A 20,477-nucleotide genomic window follows, 5' to 3' on the forward strand; every position below is an offset into this window, starting at 1 on the left:
GTGAAGGAGAGCTCGGGCACAGGTGGTGGTGGTACTCAGCGGCCGATGGATGGCGCTGATGAGACTGTGCATCTGCCTCCGAGTTTGCAACATTTTTTCAAGGTTGTTCTTGGGATGGAGTGGCCGGAGGGTAGTGAGGGTGGGCTGAAGGCGATCAGTCGTGCGTGGGGGCAGTTTCAAGATGATCTTGATGCTGTTCTTGATGAGTTTCCTTCGGTGGCGAATCAGTTGGATCGGGCGTTCGATGGTGTGACGGCGTCGAAGGTTCTCGAGTTCATGCGTGGGGATTTGTCTGCTGGTCTCGATCAGTTAAGGCAGCAGGCGGCGGCTTTTGAGAAGCAGGCGAAGAACGCCGCGGCTGATATTCAGAAGAACAAGATCATGTTGGGCATTTTCGCGGCGTTGACGCTGGCTGCAATCATTCAGCTGCTGTGGACTTTGTTCGGTGCGATTTTCATTCCCGTGGTGCAGATGGCCGCCCGTCTGACGATCCAGGGGATTCTGCAGCTGTTGAAGGCCAAGCTGGGTCAGTTGACGGTTCGGCAGGTTGGCACGCAGTTGTGGAATTTGAGCTCGACGATCGGTAAGTGGGCGGCGGGTGGCGCGGCGTTGATGGTGGGGGTGGACGGGGGTATTCAGGGTGGTCAGATCGCGAGTGGTGATCGGGATGGGTGGGATACCGAGTCGTTGAAGGGTTCGGCGATCGGTGGTGCTATCGGTGGTGCGGCGGCCGGTGTGTTCCATGGTGTGGCCAAGGGGGCCGGGAATTTCTTTTCGAAGGAGATCCGGCATCAGTTGCCCCGGGGTTGGCAGAAGACGTTCGATATCGCGGGTCCGGCGGGTTACGGGATCGGCCAGGTCGCGATGGTCGCGTTCAGCAATCCCTTGGTCTTTCTCGCAACCAAGGACGACAAGGGCGTCATGTGGGAGGGGATCCTGGGTGCGTTGTCCGGCCCGGGTGGCAGGGGCGGCGGTGGTGTCACCGGGACCGGTGCGACGGTGCTGGGGCAATCCTTTTTGGGCAATCTCGACAAGCTGGGCCTGGGATGGCTGAAACCTGCGACGGCGTCGGTAGTGGGCAGCGACGAGAAGTCGGGGACTGGCGACGGTGACAGTGACGGCAGGGGTGAATCCGAACAGCAGTCACCTTACGCGGACTCGGAGAACAAGACGCCGTCCTTCAGCGAGAAGCCGGAGAAGCAACCGCTGGTCATACCCGAGGCGGGATCCACACCGGCAAAGAACGATTCCACAAAGGATGGCGTCACCGAAACAGTACGCGACGTCTCTGCTCCCGATAAGAGTCCATTAGGGACAATTTTCAGCTCGGACGCTCCTGCGCGGCAGGAAATCGCGACCGAGAGCGCCGGGCAGTCGAGCCTGCGCGACTTCCTTGCCGGCGAGGAAAAGGCGGCCGCTTCCGACGGTTCACCGAATGGACAGCAGCGTTCGCAAAGTCCAGCCACGTCGCAGGTTCCGGTCACGAGCGCAGAACCCGCCGTCCAGGCCGGTGGACGCACCGGTGAAGCATCCGGGCCCGCGGCGACCGTCGGGGGCGAGCAGACTCGGACGGACGGTTCTCGTGGGGAGACCACCGCCCCGGATGGTCGGCAGGAGCGAGTGACGGGCGTCACCGGGCCGTCGGTGGAGTCGGGTGAGCAGCCGGTCGCGGGTGTGACCGAACAGCTGGCGGCAGGTGAGGGCACTCGCGGGGAGTCTGTGACAGCGACGGATGGTCGGCAGACGGGCTCTGCGACGGAGTCCGGTACCCAGCAGGTTGCTGGTGGGCCGGTACAGGCAAGTGGCGGTGCCCGTGGGGACTCCGTGTCTGCACCGGCCGGCCAGCAGACCGGCGGGGATTCGCGTTCGTCGACGACGCCGGTAAGCCAGCAGGCGGCTGGTGACTCCCGTGCCGCGACGACAGGCGGCGAGAAGCAGGCGGCGGGGCTTTCGCGGCCGGCCATGGAGTCTGGCAACCAGTCGAGCGGCGCCGCGAACACACAGTCCCAGGGGCAGCCGGGCGCGGGTTCGCGCCCGGAGTCGGCTGCGCCTGCTGGGCAGACCCAGGGGCAGCCTGCCCGCCCCGGCTTGGCGACGGGGGGCCAACCGCAAACTCAGTCCCGTGCGGGTGGCGAGGTGCCGTCCGCCGCGCGGACACCGGGCCAGCAGGTTTCGCCTTCGTCACCTGGCGCCGTACCGGATCGCGTTACCACGACCGCGTCCGGCGCCACGACGCCGTCTGATCGTCCCGCGACGGCTCCGGGGACCGCCGATGGCTCCCGCACGGTAAGGGAGTCAACCCAGCCAGGAGCTGCGACGTCGACGACCGCCCCCTCACGACCGGGCGCGCCGGAGGCGCAGCAGACGCAGTCCCGTGCGGTTAGCGATGGGGCGTCCACTCGGCAATCGAGTGCTGCGAAGCCCGCGGGGCCGTTGTCGCCACAGGAGGGTGTGGGTGCGCGTCCGGCTCCGGAAACATCTACGCCCCGCACGACCTCCGCTCCTCGGTCGACGACGCCCGGCGCGGTCACTTCGGATGGCCCCGCCCGTCCCCCCACTTCGGACATGCCGGCACCCGCACATCTGACCGCTTCGGTCACGCCGAAAGCGGACACCGTAAGCGGGACCGCCGGTGCGTTGGGTGATCCGGTGTTGTTGTCGGATGTGGTGGGGGGTGAGTGGGTTGAGTTGTCTGATGTGGAGTTTGTGCCGTTGCGGGATGGTGCGGGGAAGGTGGTGGGTGTGTTTTTCCCGTTGGCTGCGTGGGAGGTGGGGGTGGTGCGGTCGGCGTTCGAGCGTGGTGCGGGGGTGCCGGGTGCGTATTCGGTGGTGGGTCATGGTGGGGGTGGTTTTTCGGTTCGGCGGAGGTCGGATGGGGTGCGGGTGCGGTTGGATGAGGTTGGGTTGTATCGGTTGCTCAGTAGTAGGGAGTTGCCGGGTGGTCAGGCGTGGCGGGGTAGCGGTGAGTTGGTGGTGTTGAGTTGCCGGGTGGCTGATCCGGTGGTGGGTGGGTTGCTGGGCAGGTTGCGGGGGTTGTTGCGGGAGAAGGATTATCGCGGTGATGTGAGTGGTCCGACGGGACGGGTGCGGGTGGTGGAGGACGGCCGGGTCCAGCATCCCGATGAGGACTCCTCGGCCGCCCGGGGTGAGGGATCAGGGGTGGGTGGTGAAGGGGCGCGGTTCGTGGAGCTGACTACTCCGCGGGAGTCAGATCCGGAGGCGCTGATCCCCCTGCCCTTCGCGACAAGTTCAGCACCTCGGCGTGGGGTCAGGATGCCAGGGGCGCCACGTGTGTCAGGTGCTTGGCGTGGTGCGATCTCGGGGACCAACCCGGTGCGGTTGTCCGAGACGCGGGAGGCCGAACTGTCGCAGTTCGCGGCTCGGTTCGCGAAAAACGTCAAATCGCTCCGCGCGGAGAACCGAGAGCTACCGGGTGTACGGCTGGAGGTGCACGACACCCCAGAGCGGCATAAGAAGTTCGGTCAGGCGCAGTTCTGGATGCTCGAGGAGAAGTTGCGGGCCGCGCTCCGCACCGAGGGGATGAACGCGGACGCGCTGGGAATCACCTTCGAGCGACGGACGTACGGACCTATCCAAGGCAAGGAATTCGGGATCTCGGTGCTCGATTCGCCGAACCGATCACCGCAGAGCTATCGGGCCGGGCGAGAACTCGACCTGAAGCTCAACCCAGCGACCGATGCCGACGCGTTACCGACTTCCGAGGTCCGCCGGCTGCGGTGGATGGTCGAGGGTCTGGTCCAGCGGGTCAACGACAATCAGGAACCGCAAAGGCTGCCTGTTCTCTACCTGCGTCTGGTGGCGCCCTTGAACTCGATGGTGGAACTTAGTAAAGGGGTCACGGCTGAGGTGAACGCGGCGGTGCGGGCCGCGCTGCCCGGCGCCGTCGAGGCAACGATCAGGAACTTCATCGACAATCACATCGAGCTCAAGCCCATCGGGCGTGTGGGGCACGGGGGGCTCCTCGCTTTGGATCTTTTCGGACCCGACCACGCCTTGGACCTGACTCCCCCGGATTCGCAGCTGGAATTGTCCTGGACCGGCGGTGGGCAATCTTCGACGCGAGAGGAGGCCGGGCAAGAGGCCGCGGCGGAGGCGGGGTCGTCTGCCGGCGGGCTGATTCCGATGCCTGCCGGTTCAGGTTCCTCGTTGCCTTCCGCGTCGACTGGCCGAGGTGAATACGAAGCCGATGTGGAGGCCGAAGTGTTCGTCGCGCTGACGACTTCCGATCCGCCGCGCATCTCCGACTCGGCTTGGGAGAGGCTGAACGGATTCCTCGATCAGGTCGCCCGCAACATCAAACTACTCGACCGGTACGGGCGGGAACCGCTGGACATCCAGCTGCAGCTGGTACTCCCTGTACAGCGGCTCAAACAGTACGGCGCGGGACTGCTGGGAATACTGGAGGAGGGGCTGCGGACACGCCTCAGGGAAAAGGGTGTTTCCCCGGCTGCGTTGCGGTTCTCCTTTGATCGATTCGAGCAGCTTCCAGACAAACGCAAGACCCGCGGAATGGGGATCTCCGTGCGCTCGTCGCCGAACCTGCCGCCGTGGAGCTATCAAGCCGCGAGAAGTCTTGAGTTGCTCTATCAGGCCCGTTCTGTGCAGCTTTCGCAGGCATCGCGTCGCCGCCTGAGCTGGATGGTGGAAGGCGTGGTGGAGCGTGTTCGAAGCAGTGCCGACTCGGGTCAGCCGGTTCGACTGATTCTCGATTTGCGTAGGCGGACCTGGCTCGTCGAGAAGCGGGCGGGAGTGGTCGAGGTCGAGGTGCGTTCGGCGGTGCGGGCGGCCTTACCGTGGGCGACCGAGGACCAGGTGACGAAGTTCATCACGGACCACATCAAGTTTCGTCAGGGTGATGAGGATACGAGTCAAGCGCTACATCTGAATGTCGAGGGACCGGAGCATGCCTTCGATCGGTTGCCGGGCGTGCGGGAGCTGGAACTGTCGTGGACCACGGAAGCCGGAGCGGCGTCCATCGCGGAGTCTCAGCTGAGGCTGCCGGATGGTGTGGTCCCGTTGCCGCCGGCGGCGATGGCTGTTCGTCCAGTGTCGGTTGGTGCTGGCGATCCTGGTGTGGAGGTGGTGTGGCGAGCCGGCTTGCCGGCTGGTGATCCGGTGGGGCTGTCGGTGGGGGACGAGGTGGTGTGGAGCGAGTGGGTGGATCGATTTGTGCGGAACAGTGTGGTGCTGGAGGGACTGGAGCGGGAGCCGCTGGATGTGAGGGTGCGGGTGGTCGAGAGGGCCGGGCGCCGGGAGGCGGTGTTCGAATTGGTGGAGGGGCGTTTGCGGGAGGCGTTGCGGGCTGGCGGGGTGGATGCGGATGCGCTGCGATACTCGTTTGACCGGCTGGCATCGGATGTGGAGGTGGATGGGGCGGCGAGTGTGGAGGTTTCGGTGCGTCGATCGCCGTATCGGTCGGCGGGTGCGTACCGGGCAGCGAGGTTGCTGGAGTTGCCGTTCTTGCCCGCGACCGCGGTCTTTTCACAGGCTTCGTGGCGTCGGTTGGGATGGTTTGTGGAGGGGTTTGCTCAGCGGGCGGCTGGGGGTGAGGGGCCTCGTCTGGTTGTCGATCTGCGGGCGCCGGCCGAGTTGGCGCCGGTGCTGGCCGAACTGGTGGCAGTGGCGACGGTGCAGGTGAACGCGGCGGTCCGGGCGGCGTTGCCGTTGGCGTTGGAGGAGCAGGTAAAGCGGTTCATCGAGGATCAACTCGAGTTCCGCCCGAGTCTGGTATCGGGTGATCCGGTGTTGGTCCTGCATGTGGAGGGACCGCTTCACGCGCTGGATTCATGGCCTGCCGAGCCCGAGGTGACGTTGTCGTGGACCGATCAGGGAACCGATACCGCGGAGCATGTGTTGTCGCTCTCCGAACCACCTGCGGTCGTTGACGAGGCTGTGGTGGCGAAGCTGCCTCAGACCGTCGAGTCAGTGTTTCCGTTGCCTGATGCCGAGGGCTCTTCGTTGCGAATGAGGGTCAACGGCAACAAGGTCGGGTTCGATGCTCTGGTGGAAGCGAGTTGGTCCGGGCCGGTGACATTGACCGACCCGCCCGCTGTTGACCGAGGTTCGCTGCTCGGGTTCGTGGAGGGTCTTGTTCGAGACAAAAAGGTGCCGACGCGTGCGCGAGAGCCGTTGGACATCAGGCTGCATGCGACGCTGAGTGTTGCCCAGGGCAAGCACCACGGACCTGCGGTGTTCGAGATGATGCATGATGCTTTGCGGAGGGCTCTGCAGGGCAGTGGTGTTGATCCGGAGTTGTTCCGCTTCGATTTCGATCAGGTCTTGCACCGGGCCAAGAGCGGTGAACCGACCACCGTCGGGATCACCATTCATCAATCACCGAACCAGTCCGCGGAAGCGTATCGGACGGTGCCGAGTCTGGAATTGGCGTTCTTGCGCCGCGGTAAGACTCTCTCGCAGGCGGAGCGGCGTCGCCTGGGATGGATGGTGGAGGGGCTTGTCCGGCGGGCCGAGGCGGAGGGCGATCCGGGCAAGCTGATGTTCGACCTCCGGAGCGCGGAGTCGATGATGGAGGACCGGGTGGCCTCGGTCACGACCGACGTGAACGAGGCGGTGCGGTCGGCGCTTCGGGGGGTGTCCGATGAGCGGATCAAGAGTTTCATCGACAAGCACATCGAGTTGAGGCAGAGCCCCACGACGCAGAACTCGGTGCTGTTTATCAACCAGGTGGAACCTGCTCCTGCTCCGACGTCTGTCCCGGATGGAGCCTACGCCGATGAAGTGATCCCTCTGCCCGACGCCACGGACGCCGTCCGATCCGTGGCGACCGCTCGTTCGCAGGATAGTCCGGTAGTGAAACGCTGGCGGGCCGAGCTTCCGGCGACGGGCAAACCACGGTTGTCGGCCGACCACGAGGCGTCACTGGAGGTGATTGCGGATCGCATCGCACGGAACGCCTTGAAGCTCAAGGAGGCCGGCTACGAGCCGCCGGACATCGAGCTGCGGGTGACCGACATGCCGGCACGACGCGTTCGGTTCGGTCCCACGTTGTTCGCGAAGTTGGAGGGTGCGCTACGAAAGGCGCTGCGGGAACAGGGTCTCGGTGCGGACGCGGTGCACAACGCCTTCGACCATCTGGAAGACGATGTGAAAAAAGACGCGTCTCCCGGTGTCGAAATCACCGTACGGGGTTTATTGAATCAGACTGTGCGGAGCTATCAGGCCACGAGGGATCTCTCGATACGTTTTCCCCCTCGTAGTAACAGTTTCGCGCATGCCTCACGGCGTCGGGTGAGGTGGCTTGTAGAGGGCTTGGCCGAGCGGGTGCGGGACAGTACCGGTCCCGGTGGGCGGCCTCGGCTGATTCTCGATCTGCGTAGTTTGCCCAAAACGACGGATAGTCGGCGGGAAGTGGTCACGGCCGAGGTGAACGCGGCGGTCCGGTTGGCGTTGCCGGGAGCCTCGCAGGAGACTGTCGAACAGTTCATCAAGAATCACATCGAGATTCACGTGGGTCAATCGGGCCAGAACACAGTGCTGTATCTGGATATCGAGGGCCCGGAGCATGCCCTCGACCGGTTACCGGAACAGCGCGGGATGCGATTGTCGTGGGATGACGAGGCGAACGGACACACCTCTTTGCCTGACGCGCCGGGTGTCTCATCGCGGTTCGAGATGGCAAGTAGGAATTCTGGGAAGGACCCTTTCGTCAAGGACGACTGGTCTGCTGTGGTGGAGGAGGGTGATCCGCCGCGGTTGTCTTCAGAGGATCAGAGGTTGTTGAGCGACCTGGCGGACAAGATCGCACACGACACCACGACCCATGTCCAGCAAGATCGGGAGCCGGACGACGTGCGGTTACACGTGACCGACGCGCCCGAAAAGCGGACGCGGTCGGCGCCGGGGTTGTTCGCGATGATGGAGGGCTTCTTGCGGACGGCCCTTGAGCGGCAGGGGCTGGACTCGAGTGCGCTGTGGTTCTCCTTCGATCATCTCGAGCATGACCTCGGTACGGCAGCGGCACGGAGTATCGCGGTCGCCGTGCACCGATCACCGAACCGGACAGTTCGGAGTTACCAAGCTGAGAAGCAGCTCGTACTGTCCTTCGTTCTGCGTAGCCCGTTGTTCTCTCAGGCTTCGCGGCGTCGACTGAGGTGGATGCTCGAAGGTTTGGTCGAGCGGGTGCGGGACAATACCGACCCGAGGCGGCTGCCTCGCATGACTCTCGAATTGTGGACCGCGCCCAAGCTGGCCGGGAAGCGGACGAGTGTCGTCGAGGCCGAGGTGAACGAGGCGGTACGGGCGGCGTTGCCGCAGGCTTCCGACGAGACGATCGAGCAGTTCATCAAAGATCACATCGGGTTCCGGCTGCGCGATTGGATCAGGACCCCGCGGGTGCTCGTGGAGATCGAAGGTCCTGAGCACCCCCTGGACGCGATAGGAGCCAATCCTGAGCCGGACTCCGGGCCGATTCCTTTGCCCGCCGCGTTGGACGGCCCGTTGCGGCTGCCGACGGCCGGCGGTGGAGAGCGGCCTCCTGTGATTGAGGCGGCATGGCGTGGAGTGTTGACGACGTCCAACCCGTCAGTGCTTTCGTCGGTGGTGGAGGCGTCGCTACGTGAGTTGAAGCAGCAGATCGCGCGGAACATGGCGGCATTGGAGCGGTACAACCTGGAGCCTCTGGACATCAGTCTGCGAGTGATCGACACCCCTGCGCGGAGGGAAGCGCACGGGCCCGCGTTGTTTGATTCGCTGGAGAACCATCTACGCACGGAGCTTCAGGTCTGGGGGGTGGACCCGAAGGCGGCGCGGATCACCTTCGACCACATCGAGGCCGACGTGTCCGAGGGCGAACCGCCCCGTGCCGAGATCACGGTGTACCGGTCGCCGAACCGGTCCCTGACGAGCTATCAGGCCGCGAGGACACTCGATCTGCTTTTCCTGCGTTCCAGCGGAGAGCTTTCGGCTGCCTCGCACCGTCGGTTGGGCTGGATGGTACAGGGGCTGGTCCAGCGGGTAACGGACAACGATGATCCTGGGCAGCGAGTCCGTCTCGTCGTCGATTTACGTCCGGGAGCGCGCAACGCACGACCTCGGGAGCAGTCGGTGACCGCGGCGGTGAACGCGGCGGTGCGGTCCGCGATGCCGGATGCCGGTCCAACACAGCTCAAGCAGTTCATCGAGAAGCACATCGAGTTCCGGCGACACGACTTGGTCGGTAAGCGCCCGGTGCTGTATCTGGACATCGAGGGTCCGGACCACCCCCTCGACAGGACGGCCACCGACCCCGAACCGATGTTGTTGTGGGCTCCCCTCGACGCGGCGGCAACGTCGAGTCCGGGGACCACCGGAATCTTCCTCCAGGTGGACGCGGACGGTGCCCGGTTGTTCAGTGACGACGAGGTCAAATTCCAGACGTACGGGCGGTGGGTGGGCGAGAAGATTCTGGCCCGGCATCCGGACACGGAACTTCCGGATGTGCGATTCACGGTACGGCTTCAGCGGAGGGCGGGTGACGAGGCCGTACGCCGGGTGACGCAGGACTACCTCACCCGGTTGCTCCGGGACGGAATGCGGGAAGCCGGCGTGACCGAGGCCGCGGCACAGGAATTCGCCTTCAGCTGGGTATGGGCACGTGGTGGTGACGGCTACGACGGCAAGGCGACCGTGCTGCGCCATCTCGACCCCGGCCAGACCCCGCAGGACTATCGGCAAGCGCGGGCACTCCAGGGCCTCTTCCATCGAAACCGCGACTACCTCCCGGTAGCGGTGGAGCGGCGGTTGATTTGGGCGGTGGAGGGCTTCTTCGACCGATTCAAGGCGGCCGCAGCCGAGCGGCCCAGCCTGGTCATCGACCTCACCGGGATCCCCTCGATCGGCCCGGAGCGCCAGAAGCGGATGGAGGAACTGGTCCGGGAAGTGCTGACCGAGCGGTGGAACGCCGGTGAGCGGCCACTTGGTTTGCCTGTGGTCCAGGCGATCATGCGCGAGCACGTGCGAATCACGTGGGATTCTTCGAAAAACCTGCGGAATCACAACGATTTCTCGCTTAGGGAGACGCCAGCGCGTGAGGTGGCCACACCGGTGGCGGACCTTCCGCCGGAGACACCGGAGACACCGAATGAGCCGGTATCGGGCGCGGTCCGCCCTGACGACTTGCCGAGCGTGCGGGATGAGACGGCGACGGTGGTATTGGGGGCTGACGAGTCCGAGGTCGTGGTGGACCGGTCGGGCGATGTGGTGATGTGGGGTACCGAGCCCCAGGTTGGTCAGGACCTGCCGGTTCCGTCGTGGAATGACGAGGGGCCGTCCCCCTTGGCCGACCCCGTGCTTTCGCTCTTCGACTCGGTTACCGATACTCAGCCGTCTTTGTCCTTTGTGGACCAAGGTGAGCTGTGGGCTGACGCCGGCGGGGTGGTGGATGACGCGTGGTCTGGGGATCCCGTGGATCCTGAGTTCTTCGCGTCGATGGGTTTCGAACCGGCGGATTTCGCTGCTTTCACGAGGAACTTGCCTGATGGTGCGAGGTCGGATCGTCCGGCGGGGGCGACGGAGACCCCTGTTCCGATAGCGGATATGGGCGGTGAGTCGTCGCTGTTCGTGGATTCGCCTCGGCCGCCCTCGGACTTGAGTGAGGGCACCCGGCTGATTTCCCTGCCGAAAGCCACAGGTCGGGAACCGGTGGGGCGGATGCCCAGGCCGGTGGTGCCCCATGTAGTGGATGGTTGGCGGGGCCGGACCCCGTTGGATAGCCCACTGCAGTTGTCCGGAGTGCAAATGGGGGAGCTGTCGGCATTCGCGGCTCGGTTCGCGGCCAACGTCAAATCGCTGTTCGTGCAGCACCGGGAGATGCCGGATGTGCAGTTGCAAGTGCACAACAACTCAAAGCGGCACGACGAGCTCGGGACGGCGCAGTTCTGGCTTCTCGAGGCGCCGTTGCGGGCCGCGCTCCGGGCCGAGGGGATGAACCCGGACACACTCGGAATCACCTTTGAACGTCGGCGTTTGAACAGCAAGTACAAGGAAATCACGATCGTCGTCTTCGACTCGCCGAATCAGTCACCGCAGAGCTACCGGGCCGGACGTCGACTGGACTTGTCGTTCAACTATGGCGGCTCCTTGGTGACTGCCGGGATCCGGCGGTTGCGGTGGATGGTGGAGGGGTTGGCTCAGCGGGTCGAGGAGAACAAGGACGCGAGCGATCCGCCTCTCCTCACCTTGCGCCTAGCCGGCGTGGCGAACATGTTGGAGTCGCGGACGAGTGCGGTCACGGCCGAGATGAACGCGGCGGTACGGGCGGCATTGCCTGGGGCCTCCGAGGAGAAGTTCAGGAATTTCATCGACAACCACATCAGGCTCGGCGTGTTAGAACGCGGTCGGGCGCTCCTCGCCCTCGATCTCTCCGGCCCCGATCACGCTCTGGACAGGATGTCTCCGGAGCACAAGGTGATGTTGCGGTGGGGCGGCGATCCACGGTCGGCGGAGGCAGGGACGTCGGGGTCCGAGCCCGCACGCGCGAGTGGCGCCACCGTGGAAAACCCTGAGGATCGTCTCGGTGGCGATCGGGCAACCGACGACGCTGAGCTTGTCACATCTGATCGGCTGTTCCGGTTACCTGACGCGGAGGGCCCGTCGTTGCGAACGATGGGCGTGAGCACCAGGGCCGAGGTTGATGCTCCGGTGGACGCCAGGTGGTCAGGGACAGTGGTGTTGACCGACCCGCCCGCCGTTGACCAGGAGTCGCTGGGGGCCTTTGTGGATGATCTTGTTCGTGCCGGCAGGGTGCCGGTGGCCGGGCAAGAACCGATGGACATCAGGCTGCATGCCAATATATCCCGTGCTCGGGGTAAGCGGTACGGACCCGCGGTGTTCGAGATGCTGCAGGATGGGTTGCGGGCGGCCTTCCGGGGAAGAGGCGTCGACCCGGATTTGCTGCGGTTCGGTTTCGATCAATTCCTGCACCGGGCTCGGGACGGTAAACCGGCCAACGTCGAAATTGTCGTTCATCGGTCGCCGAACCGGTCTGAGGACTTCTACCGGAGCGTGCCGAGTCTGGCTTTGTCTTTCTTGAAATTCGGTACGGGCATCTCCCTGGCGGAGCGGCGTCGGCTGGGATGGATGGTGGAGGGTCTGGTCCGGCGGGCCGAGGCGGGGGGCGATCCGGGCAGGCTGGTGTTCGAGCTCCGGAGCTTGGGGTCGTTGAGAGAGGAACGGGTGGGCTCAGTCACGGCAGAAGTGAACGCGGCGGTGCGGTCGGCGCTTCCGGGGGCGTCCGATGAACGGATCAAGCAGTTCATCGACGAGCACACCGCGTTGAGACAGACTTCGAGGACGGAGAAGTCGGTGCTGTTCATCGACCTGATCGGACGCGGGCCCGGTGAGGCTTCCACACCCGCTCCATGGGGCCAGGCATCGGTTTTCCCCCTGAATCCGGCTTTTACTGCTCCGGAGGCGTCGTCCTTTGCGGGGCAAGGCGACGTGGTTATGCCGGATTCGGGCGAAGCCTTGGCAGGTGAGCGTGAGGTGGGAGGTAGTGCGTGGTCTGGGGATCCGGTGGATCCTGAGTTCTTCGCGTCGATGGGTCATGATCCGGCGGATTTCGCTGCTTTCACGGAGGAGTCGCTGGAGGGTGTGACGTTGGATCGTCCGGTGGGGTCGGTGGGTGATCCGGTGTTGTTGTCGGATGTGGTGGGGGGTGAGTGGGTTGAGTTGTCTGATGTGGATTTTGTGTCGTTGCGGGATGGTGGGGGGAAGGTGGTGGGTGTGTTTTTCCCGTTGGCTGCCGGGGAGGTGGGGGTGGTGCGGTCGGCGTTCGAGCGTGGTGCGGGGGTGCCGGGGGCGTATGCGGTGGTGGGGCATGGTGGGGGTGGTTTTTCGGTTCGGCGGAGGTCGGATGGTGCGCGGATCCGGTTGGATGAGGCTGGGGTGTATCGGTTGCTCAGTAGCAGGGAGTTGCCGGGTGGTCAGGCGTGGCGGGATAGCGGCGAACTGGTGGTCTTGAGTTGCCGGGTGGCTGATCCGGCGTTGGGTGGGTTGCTGGGCAATTTGCGGGGGTTGTTGCGGGAAAAGGATTATCGCGGTGATGTGAGTGGACCGACAGGACAGGTGGAGATCCTTCGAGACGGCACCATTCGCGTTCCCGTCGGGGATCCTTCTCCGGACTCGGTGAGGCTTGGCGTCGCGGACTTCTTGCCGGAAATCGACAGGAACGCGTGGATGTTCACCGAGGACGTGCTTGCCGCGCTCGACGGCAAACCGGTTCCGGAGAACCGCCCCGAATCGGAGACGAGTTCGCTCGCCGGCACAGAACGCGCTTCCGAAGAACCGCCGAAGCTTCCCGAAATCGAACGCGAGGCGAATCGTTTCATCGAAGAGCTCTTCGATGATCTCGACCAGCATGTGTCGCCGGCGACGCCGGCGCCGCTGCTGCGGCAGAACAGCTGGGTCTCCCTTCAGTCCGCGCATTCGGATTTCGTCAGCGAACAGTCGCTCGAAACCCAGTACGGTCTCTCACGACAGGACCAGCGCCGGTTCCAGAAGATGGCCGATCGGTTCGGCGTGGTGTTCGACGTCCGCCCGGCCAACCCCGCCTCTGTGGGCTGGCGAGCCAGGGGCGCGGTGCCCAAGCCGGTGGAGATGAAGGCCAAGACACTCAACGAGCTCGACGTCCACCTGGGTATGCCGCGGGAGTTGATCGGCCTGGTGGCCTACTTCGAGCCGCGGAGGCCGGACCTCGACAGCCTGCCGCAAGATCTCCGTGAGCGCGTGACGAAGCGGTACCAGGACCGCTCGGTCGAGTACACGCAGCTGGGCGAGTCCATGCGTGGGCTGGAAGAGTCCGGCCGGTTCCGCGTCGTCGACGGCGTGGTCCAGGAACGCAAGGAAGACGGCTTCCGCAACATCACCGGCGACAACGACGTGTACGACATCCGCCTGCCCGAGGACGGGGCGAGCCTGCACCACGCAGACTACGAGCGCATGGTGTATCTGCTCACCGGGCGTGAGATGGGGGTCGAGCACGGTGCGCTCAAGTACTGGGAGCCGGAGACGGAGTTCCAGCGCAAGATCCGTGACGACATCGACGAACAGCACCGCACCGTGCCGCTCGTCCGCTTCGGGCCAGGCCTGCTGCCGACGCTGGTCCACGTGGGGGACGAACAAGGTGGACGGCGTCCTTCTGTCGCGCCTGTCGCGGCTCCCGCGCCGCGGCCGAACCTGACTTCCGGCTACCGGCCCGACCCCGTGGGCACGGAGCACTTCGAGTCTCTCCGGCCGCTGCGCCCGCAGGGCCGCACCGACGGCGCGTTCCCGGTCTTCGGCCGTCCGGAGACCGGCACCAAGACGGAGTATCGGCCGCCTCTGCGGGTAGCGCGGGACGGGACGCTGGGGATCAACGGCGCCCGGTCGGTGGACGACGGTGATGGCGTGATCGAGGCGAGGGAGTTCTTCGCCACCGAGGAGGTGCTCGAACAGGCTCGCGGAGCCCTGCGGCGTAGCAGGTCGGGAATCGAGCTGGAGGTGCGGGATTCCCGGATCGTTCTCGACGAACAGGGCCGGGACCAGACACTGCACCGGGTGGTTCCCCGGCTGCCCGAGCAGCTCACCGACGATTCCCGCGACTTCGCCGGGATCGTCCACGGCGCCACGCCGGACACGCTGCTTTTCGAAGGTTCCGGGGGGCACCGGGCGACGGCTCGGGTCGACACCGCCGACGGCGCGGAGGTGATCGGCACCTTCCACCTCGCCGAGGGCCTCGCCGAGATCGTCGAACAGGGTGATCCGTCCCTGGCGGACGAAAGCAGGGCCGCGGAGATCGCCGCACGGGACCAACGTGACACCGGCGGGACCGCGGGGCGCCCGCCTCCGGGACGGCGGTACGGGCGGATGCTGAACCACGCCTCGGAAATGCGGACGCAACGGTTGAAGCTCGACGAAGCCACCCGACGCATGGGTGTGAACCAGTTCGCCTGGGCGAAGCCAGGACAGATGTACGTGCGATCCTCGATTCCCGGTGAGAGCGCCGACGGCCACCCCGATTACCCGGGCATGGCCCGGAGCGGGGCGCACCAGCCGACGGGGTACCACTTCGCCACCGTGATCGCGGAGAGCGCCGACGGCCGGACGCAGATCACGCTGGAGAACCACCCGCACACCGCGGAACAGGACGCGGCCGTCCGGGACGCGATCGAGCGCAATCTGATGCACCACCACGCAGAACTCGAGAGTCTCTCGGCCGAGCTGTCGAGGCAGGTGTACCGCGCGCGGACCGCCGGAGACGACGCGGAGACTGCCCGGTTGGAGCGTCATCGCGAACTCGCGGAAGCCCTTGCCGGTATCGCGAGGACCGGGTATGACCGGGCTGAACCCTCAGCTCGGCAACGGGTCTGGCGGGCGATGGCCGACGAACTCGACCTCCTGCCCGGTCCAGAGCGTTGGTTTTTCCGGATGTACACCAAGGAACCGGGTGAGACCTTCTTCGACCAGCAGGCGCTGCTCCACGCCCCCGAAGGCACCGCTCCGGGGCTCAACCCGTTGGTGACGACGGCCCTCGGCGGGCTCCGTGAGATCCCTCCGGTGAAGGTGCGATTCGCACCGGGGCAGTCGATCCCGGACCAGGACGACCTCGCGGACGTCCGCATGGCCGCGCGCGAAGTGGCCCGTGTGGCCGTACTCCGGGAGGACCTGGGGCTGACCGGGGTCAAGGTGATGATCACCGGGTATGGCGGTGACAACGTCTTCTTCCCCGGACTGCGCGACACGACCGCTCAGCGACGGGCCGTCCAGGTGCGTGACCGTTTCCGCGAGACACTGGCCGAGGAACTCGCCGCGCTTCAAGACGACAACCAGACGGTCCGCTTGGAGGACGTCGAACTCCGTGTCGAAACCGGACCCGCTCCGACCCCGGGGGACCGGCACCGGGCAACCGTCGAAGCCGTCTTCGGCGACGTGTCGAACACCCCGGAGCACCAGGCCGCCGCCGGCTACGACCGCGCCATCCATGGGCTGCCCGAGCTGGAGATGCCCCGATCCGAACTGCGGGCCAAACTCGCCGAGTACACCGCGCTGGCCGGTGAAGGCAAGCTGGAGCACCACGCCCTGCCCGAAAGCACCCGGCAAAGGTTGATCGCACTCGACCGGTCGCTGGCCGCGCTGTCCGAAACCGCCAGGGCCCGCGTCCGCACTTTCGTCAACGACGCCCTTCTGTCCGCTTCCCTGGTGCCGACCCAGGAACAGCCGCTTCGTCCGAAGCGCTCCCACGGCGGCGTGGAAGTGGACCGGCGGGCCGTTCAGCCGGTGACACCCGCCCGGCTTACCTACTTGCTTGACACGTTGACCTCGGTGATCTCGCGCGGCGCGGACCCGCTCACGGCGACCACTTCACCGTTGCTGGGCCTGGCGATTTCCGCCGACGTCGCGCTGCCGGTGCGCCTGACGGTTCTCGGCTTGGCAAACCTCGACACGACCGCGCGGACCACGTTGGCCGGGGATCCGTTGTTCACCGCTTTGCTGGAGAACCCCGCGGTGCTGACGGAAGCGTTGTTCGCCGCCACGGGGCATGAGGAACAGTACTTCCTCAACACCGCCACACTCGCCGCCATCGACACGAGTGTCCGCAGCAGGGTGCCGACGCTGGCAGGACTGCTGCAGGTGGGCCGTGCCGTGGCGAACGCGACTGAACGCAGCCTCACCCAAGCGAGTACCGAGAGCCGATCCAGGCCCGATCGGCTCTTCGGCCGCACCCAGGAGGAGATGGTCCGGAAACGGGTCGCCGACGCACGAGCCGAGTTCTCCGCCCTCGAACAGCACGCACTCCGCCTGGCTGCCGCGGATCGGACAGACGGCGCCGGGCGGCGGGAATGGCGGGCGCTGACCGCGCGCTGGGCCAGGTCCATGCAGAAGCTCGCCGCCGCCGAATTGAATGTCGACCAGGTGCCGGTGCTCACGCGGAAGGTTCTGCGCGACAGCCGGCTGAGCAAGATGCTGGTGTCGCCGCTGATCGTGGACCGGGGAAGCCGCCGCCTGGCGCAGGTCGACCACGGGTCCTATCTGGACAAGGTGGGGACGCAGCTCGCGCCGGAACAGGACGACGCCCGGTTCGGCTCCGGCACGCTGCCCGACGACACGCGGGCAAATCTCCCGGTAGCGGGGACAGTGCGAACGCCGGCGCAGCTGGCGTCGTTCTGGCAACAGGTGGTGGCCGAAGGCGGCGCATTGCTGTCCACCCCGGATCACGCGGTCTATCTGCAGGCCACCACTGTGGACGGGAGGCAGGTGTTCGTACTGAACCACCCGAGGAACCCCGACCCGACCGTGTTCACGCCGGACGAGTTCGCCGCTTGGGCGGCCGACGGTGAGGTGTGGGCGAGCGCGAAGTTCTTCCCTTACCTCGCCGACGACGAGGCGAGTGCGGCCCCCGAGGAGAGCGGGGCTCCGGTCGAGGAAGTCACTGGCCCTGGCTCCGACGGCTCGCTTCCGCACCAGTCCGATGCGGAACAGTCGGATATAGCGTCCGTTACTTCCCGCGGACGCAGGCGGTCGAGCATCGCCTCGTCGAGCGGGGGGATCTCGCCCCTCGATCTACGCCGCACGGCGAGTGAAACCGAGTTGAACCAGCATCGGACGTCCAGCCTTACGTCGTCGCGAGGAGGCGGGACGCTGCGTAGCGACAGCCCCGAAACCTTCCGGCGCGGGCGACGTCCCTCGCCCGCGCGGAGGTTCGGTGGCAACGACGGCCTTCTGCAGGTTTCGGTCCACGGACCATCCGGTGGATTCGTCGGCAACTTCTTCCCGACGCACGAGTCCCCGCCTGAGACGTTCGCGCACTGGCGGTTTCCCTTCGACGACATGTACGGACATCTGCCCGAGACGATCCAAGAGGTGCCGGAGGAGGTGGACAACGTCGCCCGGCCGGTGGGCGACGCCGCCTTCGGGAACGGAGGGGCGGCGCCCATCCGGTTGGAGGGGACGTTCAAGGGCTTCTCGGATGACGCGGACGACGGGTATACCGACGACAGCCATTCCGAGGACGGGCTGGTCATGGAAGGTCCGGCGTCGCGAACTTCACCGAGGCCGTACCCCGATGTCGATTTGCCCGAAGCGGACTCGGTGGCCGTGCGCTCGCGTTCCGGTGCCGAGGTGGGAATCGGGTTCCCGCTCCCCGCTCTCGAAGACGTCGTGTCCGATATGGACAGTGAACGGCCGGTGTCGGCAGGACACGACGTCCTCGAGAGGGCGGACGTCGCCTTGGCGGAGTGGTCGGAGGCGATCATGGAGGTGGCCGGCCGGGTCGGGGAGCGGGAGGAAGGTTCGCTGCCGTCGGCGGTGCCCGTCGAGACGGCGCGTGCCGAGGCCGAAGGGCTGGTGCGCGAACCGCCGTCCGTGCGGTCCGCCGTCGACGAGGATACGTTCCAGTTCCTGCATGACGGTCTGGTGTCGATGCTCACCGACCTGATCGCCGAAGGGGTGCGTGCCGAGGCTGCCTGGGCGGAGGCGGATGTCACGCGATTGCGTTCCGAGCTCGAAGCGTTGCGTGGGCGAGTGGAAGGTGCGCACTACACGCTGACCGCGGCGGAGATTTCGCGGCAGGCACCGGAGCCGGAGACAATTGCCGATCTGGTCGCCGACGCCGAGCGAGCGTTGGAGAAGTGGTTGACGCCGATCATGGAGGCTTCGGGTCGGGTTGAGGAGCTGGAGGACGGTCCGCCGGAATCGGTGGGCGCGGTCGAGCGAGCGCGGGCCAAAGCAGAGGAGTTGACACGTGGGTTGCCCTCCGCTGTGGAGGGAGCGGACGAGGAGGCGCGTCAGCTTCTGCACGATGGTCTGGCGTCGATGCTGACCGATGCGATCGCGGGGGGTACCGAGCCGCGTTTGGCTTGGCACAGTCCGGTTGTGGCGGGGTTGCGTGGTGAACTGGAGGCGTTGCGCGGCCCTGTGGGGGAGGCGCATTACACGCTGACCGCGGTGCAGCTCCTCGGCCCGGTCCGGCCCGCTTCCGCGGAGGTGTCTCCCACCGTGTCCGATGTGGACCAATTGGCGCACAGCTACAGGGTCGACCAACGCGAGTTGACGGCTGTGGCGGTCTTCGATGTGCCTGTGAGCGAGATCGAACAGTGGGACCCGGTGTGGCGGACGTCGGACGAACCGCTCTACCGATACGACCACCGGACACCGGCGAACGTATTCGGCGACGGGCTGACACCGTACGGCCGGGTCGGTTACGACCTGATGGGCAGAACGGTCGCCGACTCCGTCACGGTCTTCGTCTCGTCGACCCGTGACCCGCGGCTACACCTCAACCCGCTGACCGGCGGGGCCTACCTGGGACGGTTCCGGTACGAGATCGAGGCGCCGGGCGGAATCGTCATCAACGACACTCCCTTGGCCCATGATCGGCTGTACGAGCATGAGGAAGAGATCGTGTTCCCCGGCGGCGTGCGGCCGCGCTTCATCCGTGGTGCCCATGAGATCTCCGAGGGTGGAGAGCTGGGGACGTATCATCCGAATCCCGGCTTCCGCCCCGGGATCGAGGCGCTACCCCAACCCGGACCCAGGACCTGGATCGATGAGGAGTTCTCGTGGTCTGACATCGAGCCTGACGAAGACGTCTCGTCACAGCAGACCGGCTTCGACGAGGACGGGCTTGCGGAGGCCGAAGAGAATACGCCGGCCGCCGAGGCCCGTGAGGCGACGCGGACGTGGTCCACGCCCATCACGGAGGTTCAGGCGCGGCTTGACGAGCGTGCGATCCACTCGCCGGATGAGGTAAGGCGAGCCCGTGGGCAGGCGGAACGGTTGCTGCGCGGGTTGCCCGACGCGGTCGCGGAAGCCGATGACGGGGTTCGCCTCTTCCTCCACGAAGGTCTTGTGGCGTTGCTGACCGATGCGCTGCTGAACGGGACCTCGTTCCAGGCCGCCTGGCGGGATCCCACGGTGACTCAGGTCCGGGAGGCTGCTGAGTCGTTGCGAGGGCCGGGACATCCGTCGCATTACATGAGGCTGCCGTTCGCTGAAATCGCGGCATTGGAAGCCGAGCGGGCCGAGGCCACCACCCAGACCTTGCCGGAGTTCGAGGAACAGTGGGACGGCGCCGCCTACGAGGACACCGGCTCGGTGGAGTCCGCGCGGCCGAGCGAGTCCGGAATGGACAATGCCGGATCGTCCGCTGCAGAGGATCCGGGCGAGCGGGCGCTGGAGGAGTGGCTGGAGCCGATCCTGGAGGCATCCGGTCGGGTGGAGGAGCGGATGGAGGGTTCGCTTCCGTCGGTGGTACCGGTCGATCGGGCGCGAGCCGAGGCCGAGGAGTGGGCGGGAGAGTTGCCGCCCGGATTGGCCGGTGTGGACGAGGAGACCCGCCAGACCCTGCACGACGGCCTCATCTCGATGCTGACGGACCTGATCTCCGGTGGCGTGAGTCGCGTGGACGCTTGGGAGGACGCGGATGTCACGCGATTGCGTGATGCTCTGGAGTCGCTGCTGGCACCGACGGAGAACCCGCACTA

1 protein-coding gene (only partly in view) is annotated in these 20,477 nt (G+C 66.0%); it reads left to right on the forward strand.

All coding sequences use genetic code 11. The features are described 5' to 3' along the window. A protein-coding gene (locus ACIRGA_RS06705) for a hypothetical protein (protein WP_400937760.1) crosses the window boundary here: on the forward strand, positions 1–20,477 show its 5' portion. It continues 21,007 nt past the right edge of the window; 20,477 of the gene's 41,484 nt are visible here — the first part of the coding sequence; it begins with the start codon at positions 1–3; its stop codon lies beyond the right edge, outside the window.

This window comes from Amycolatopsis sp. NPDC102389 (assembly GCF_044765885.1).
Classification (GTDB): domain Bacteria; phylum Actinomycetota; class Actinomycetes; order Mycobacteriales; family Pseudonocardiaceae; genus Amycolatopsis.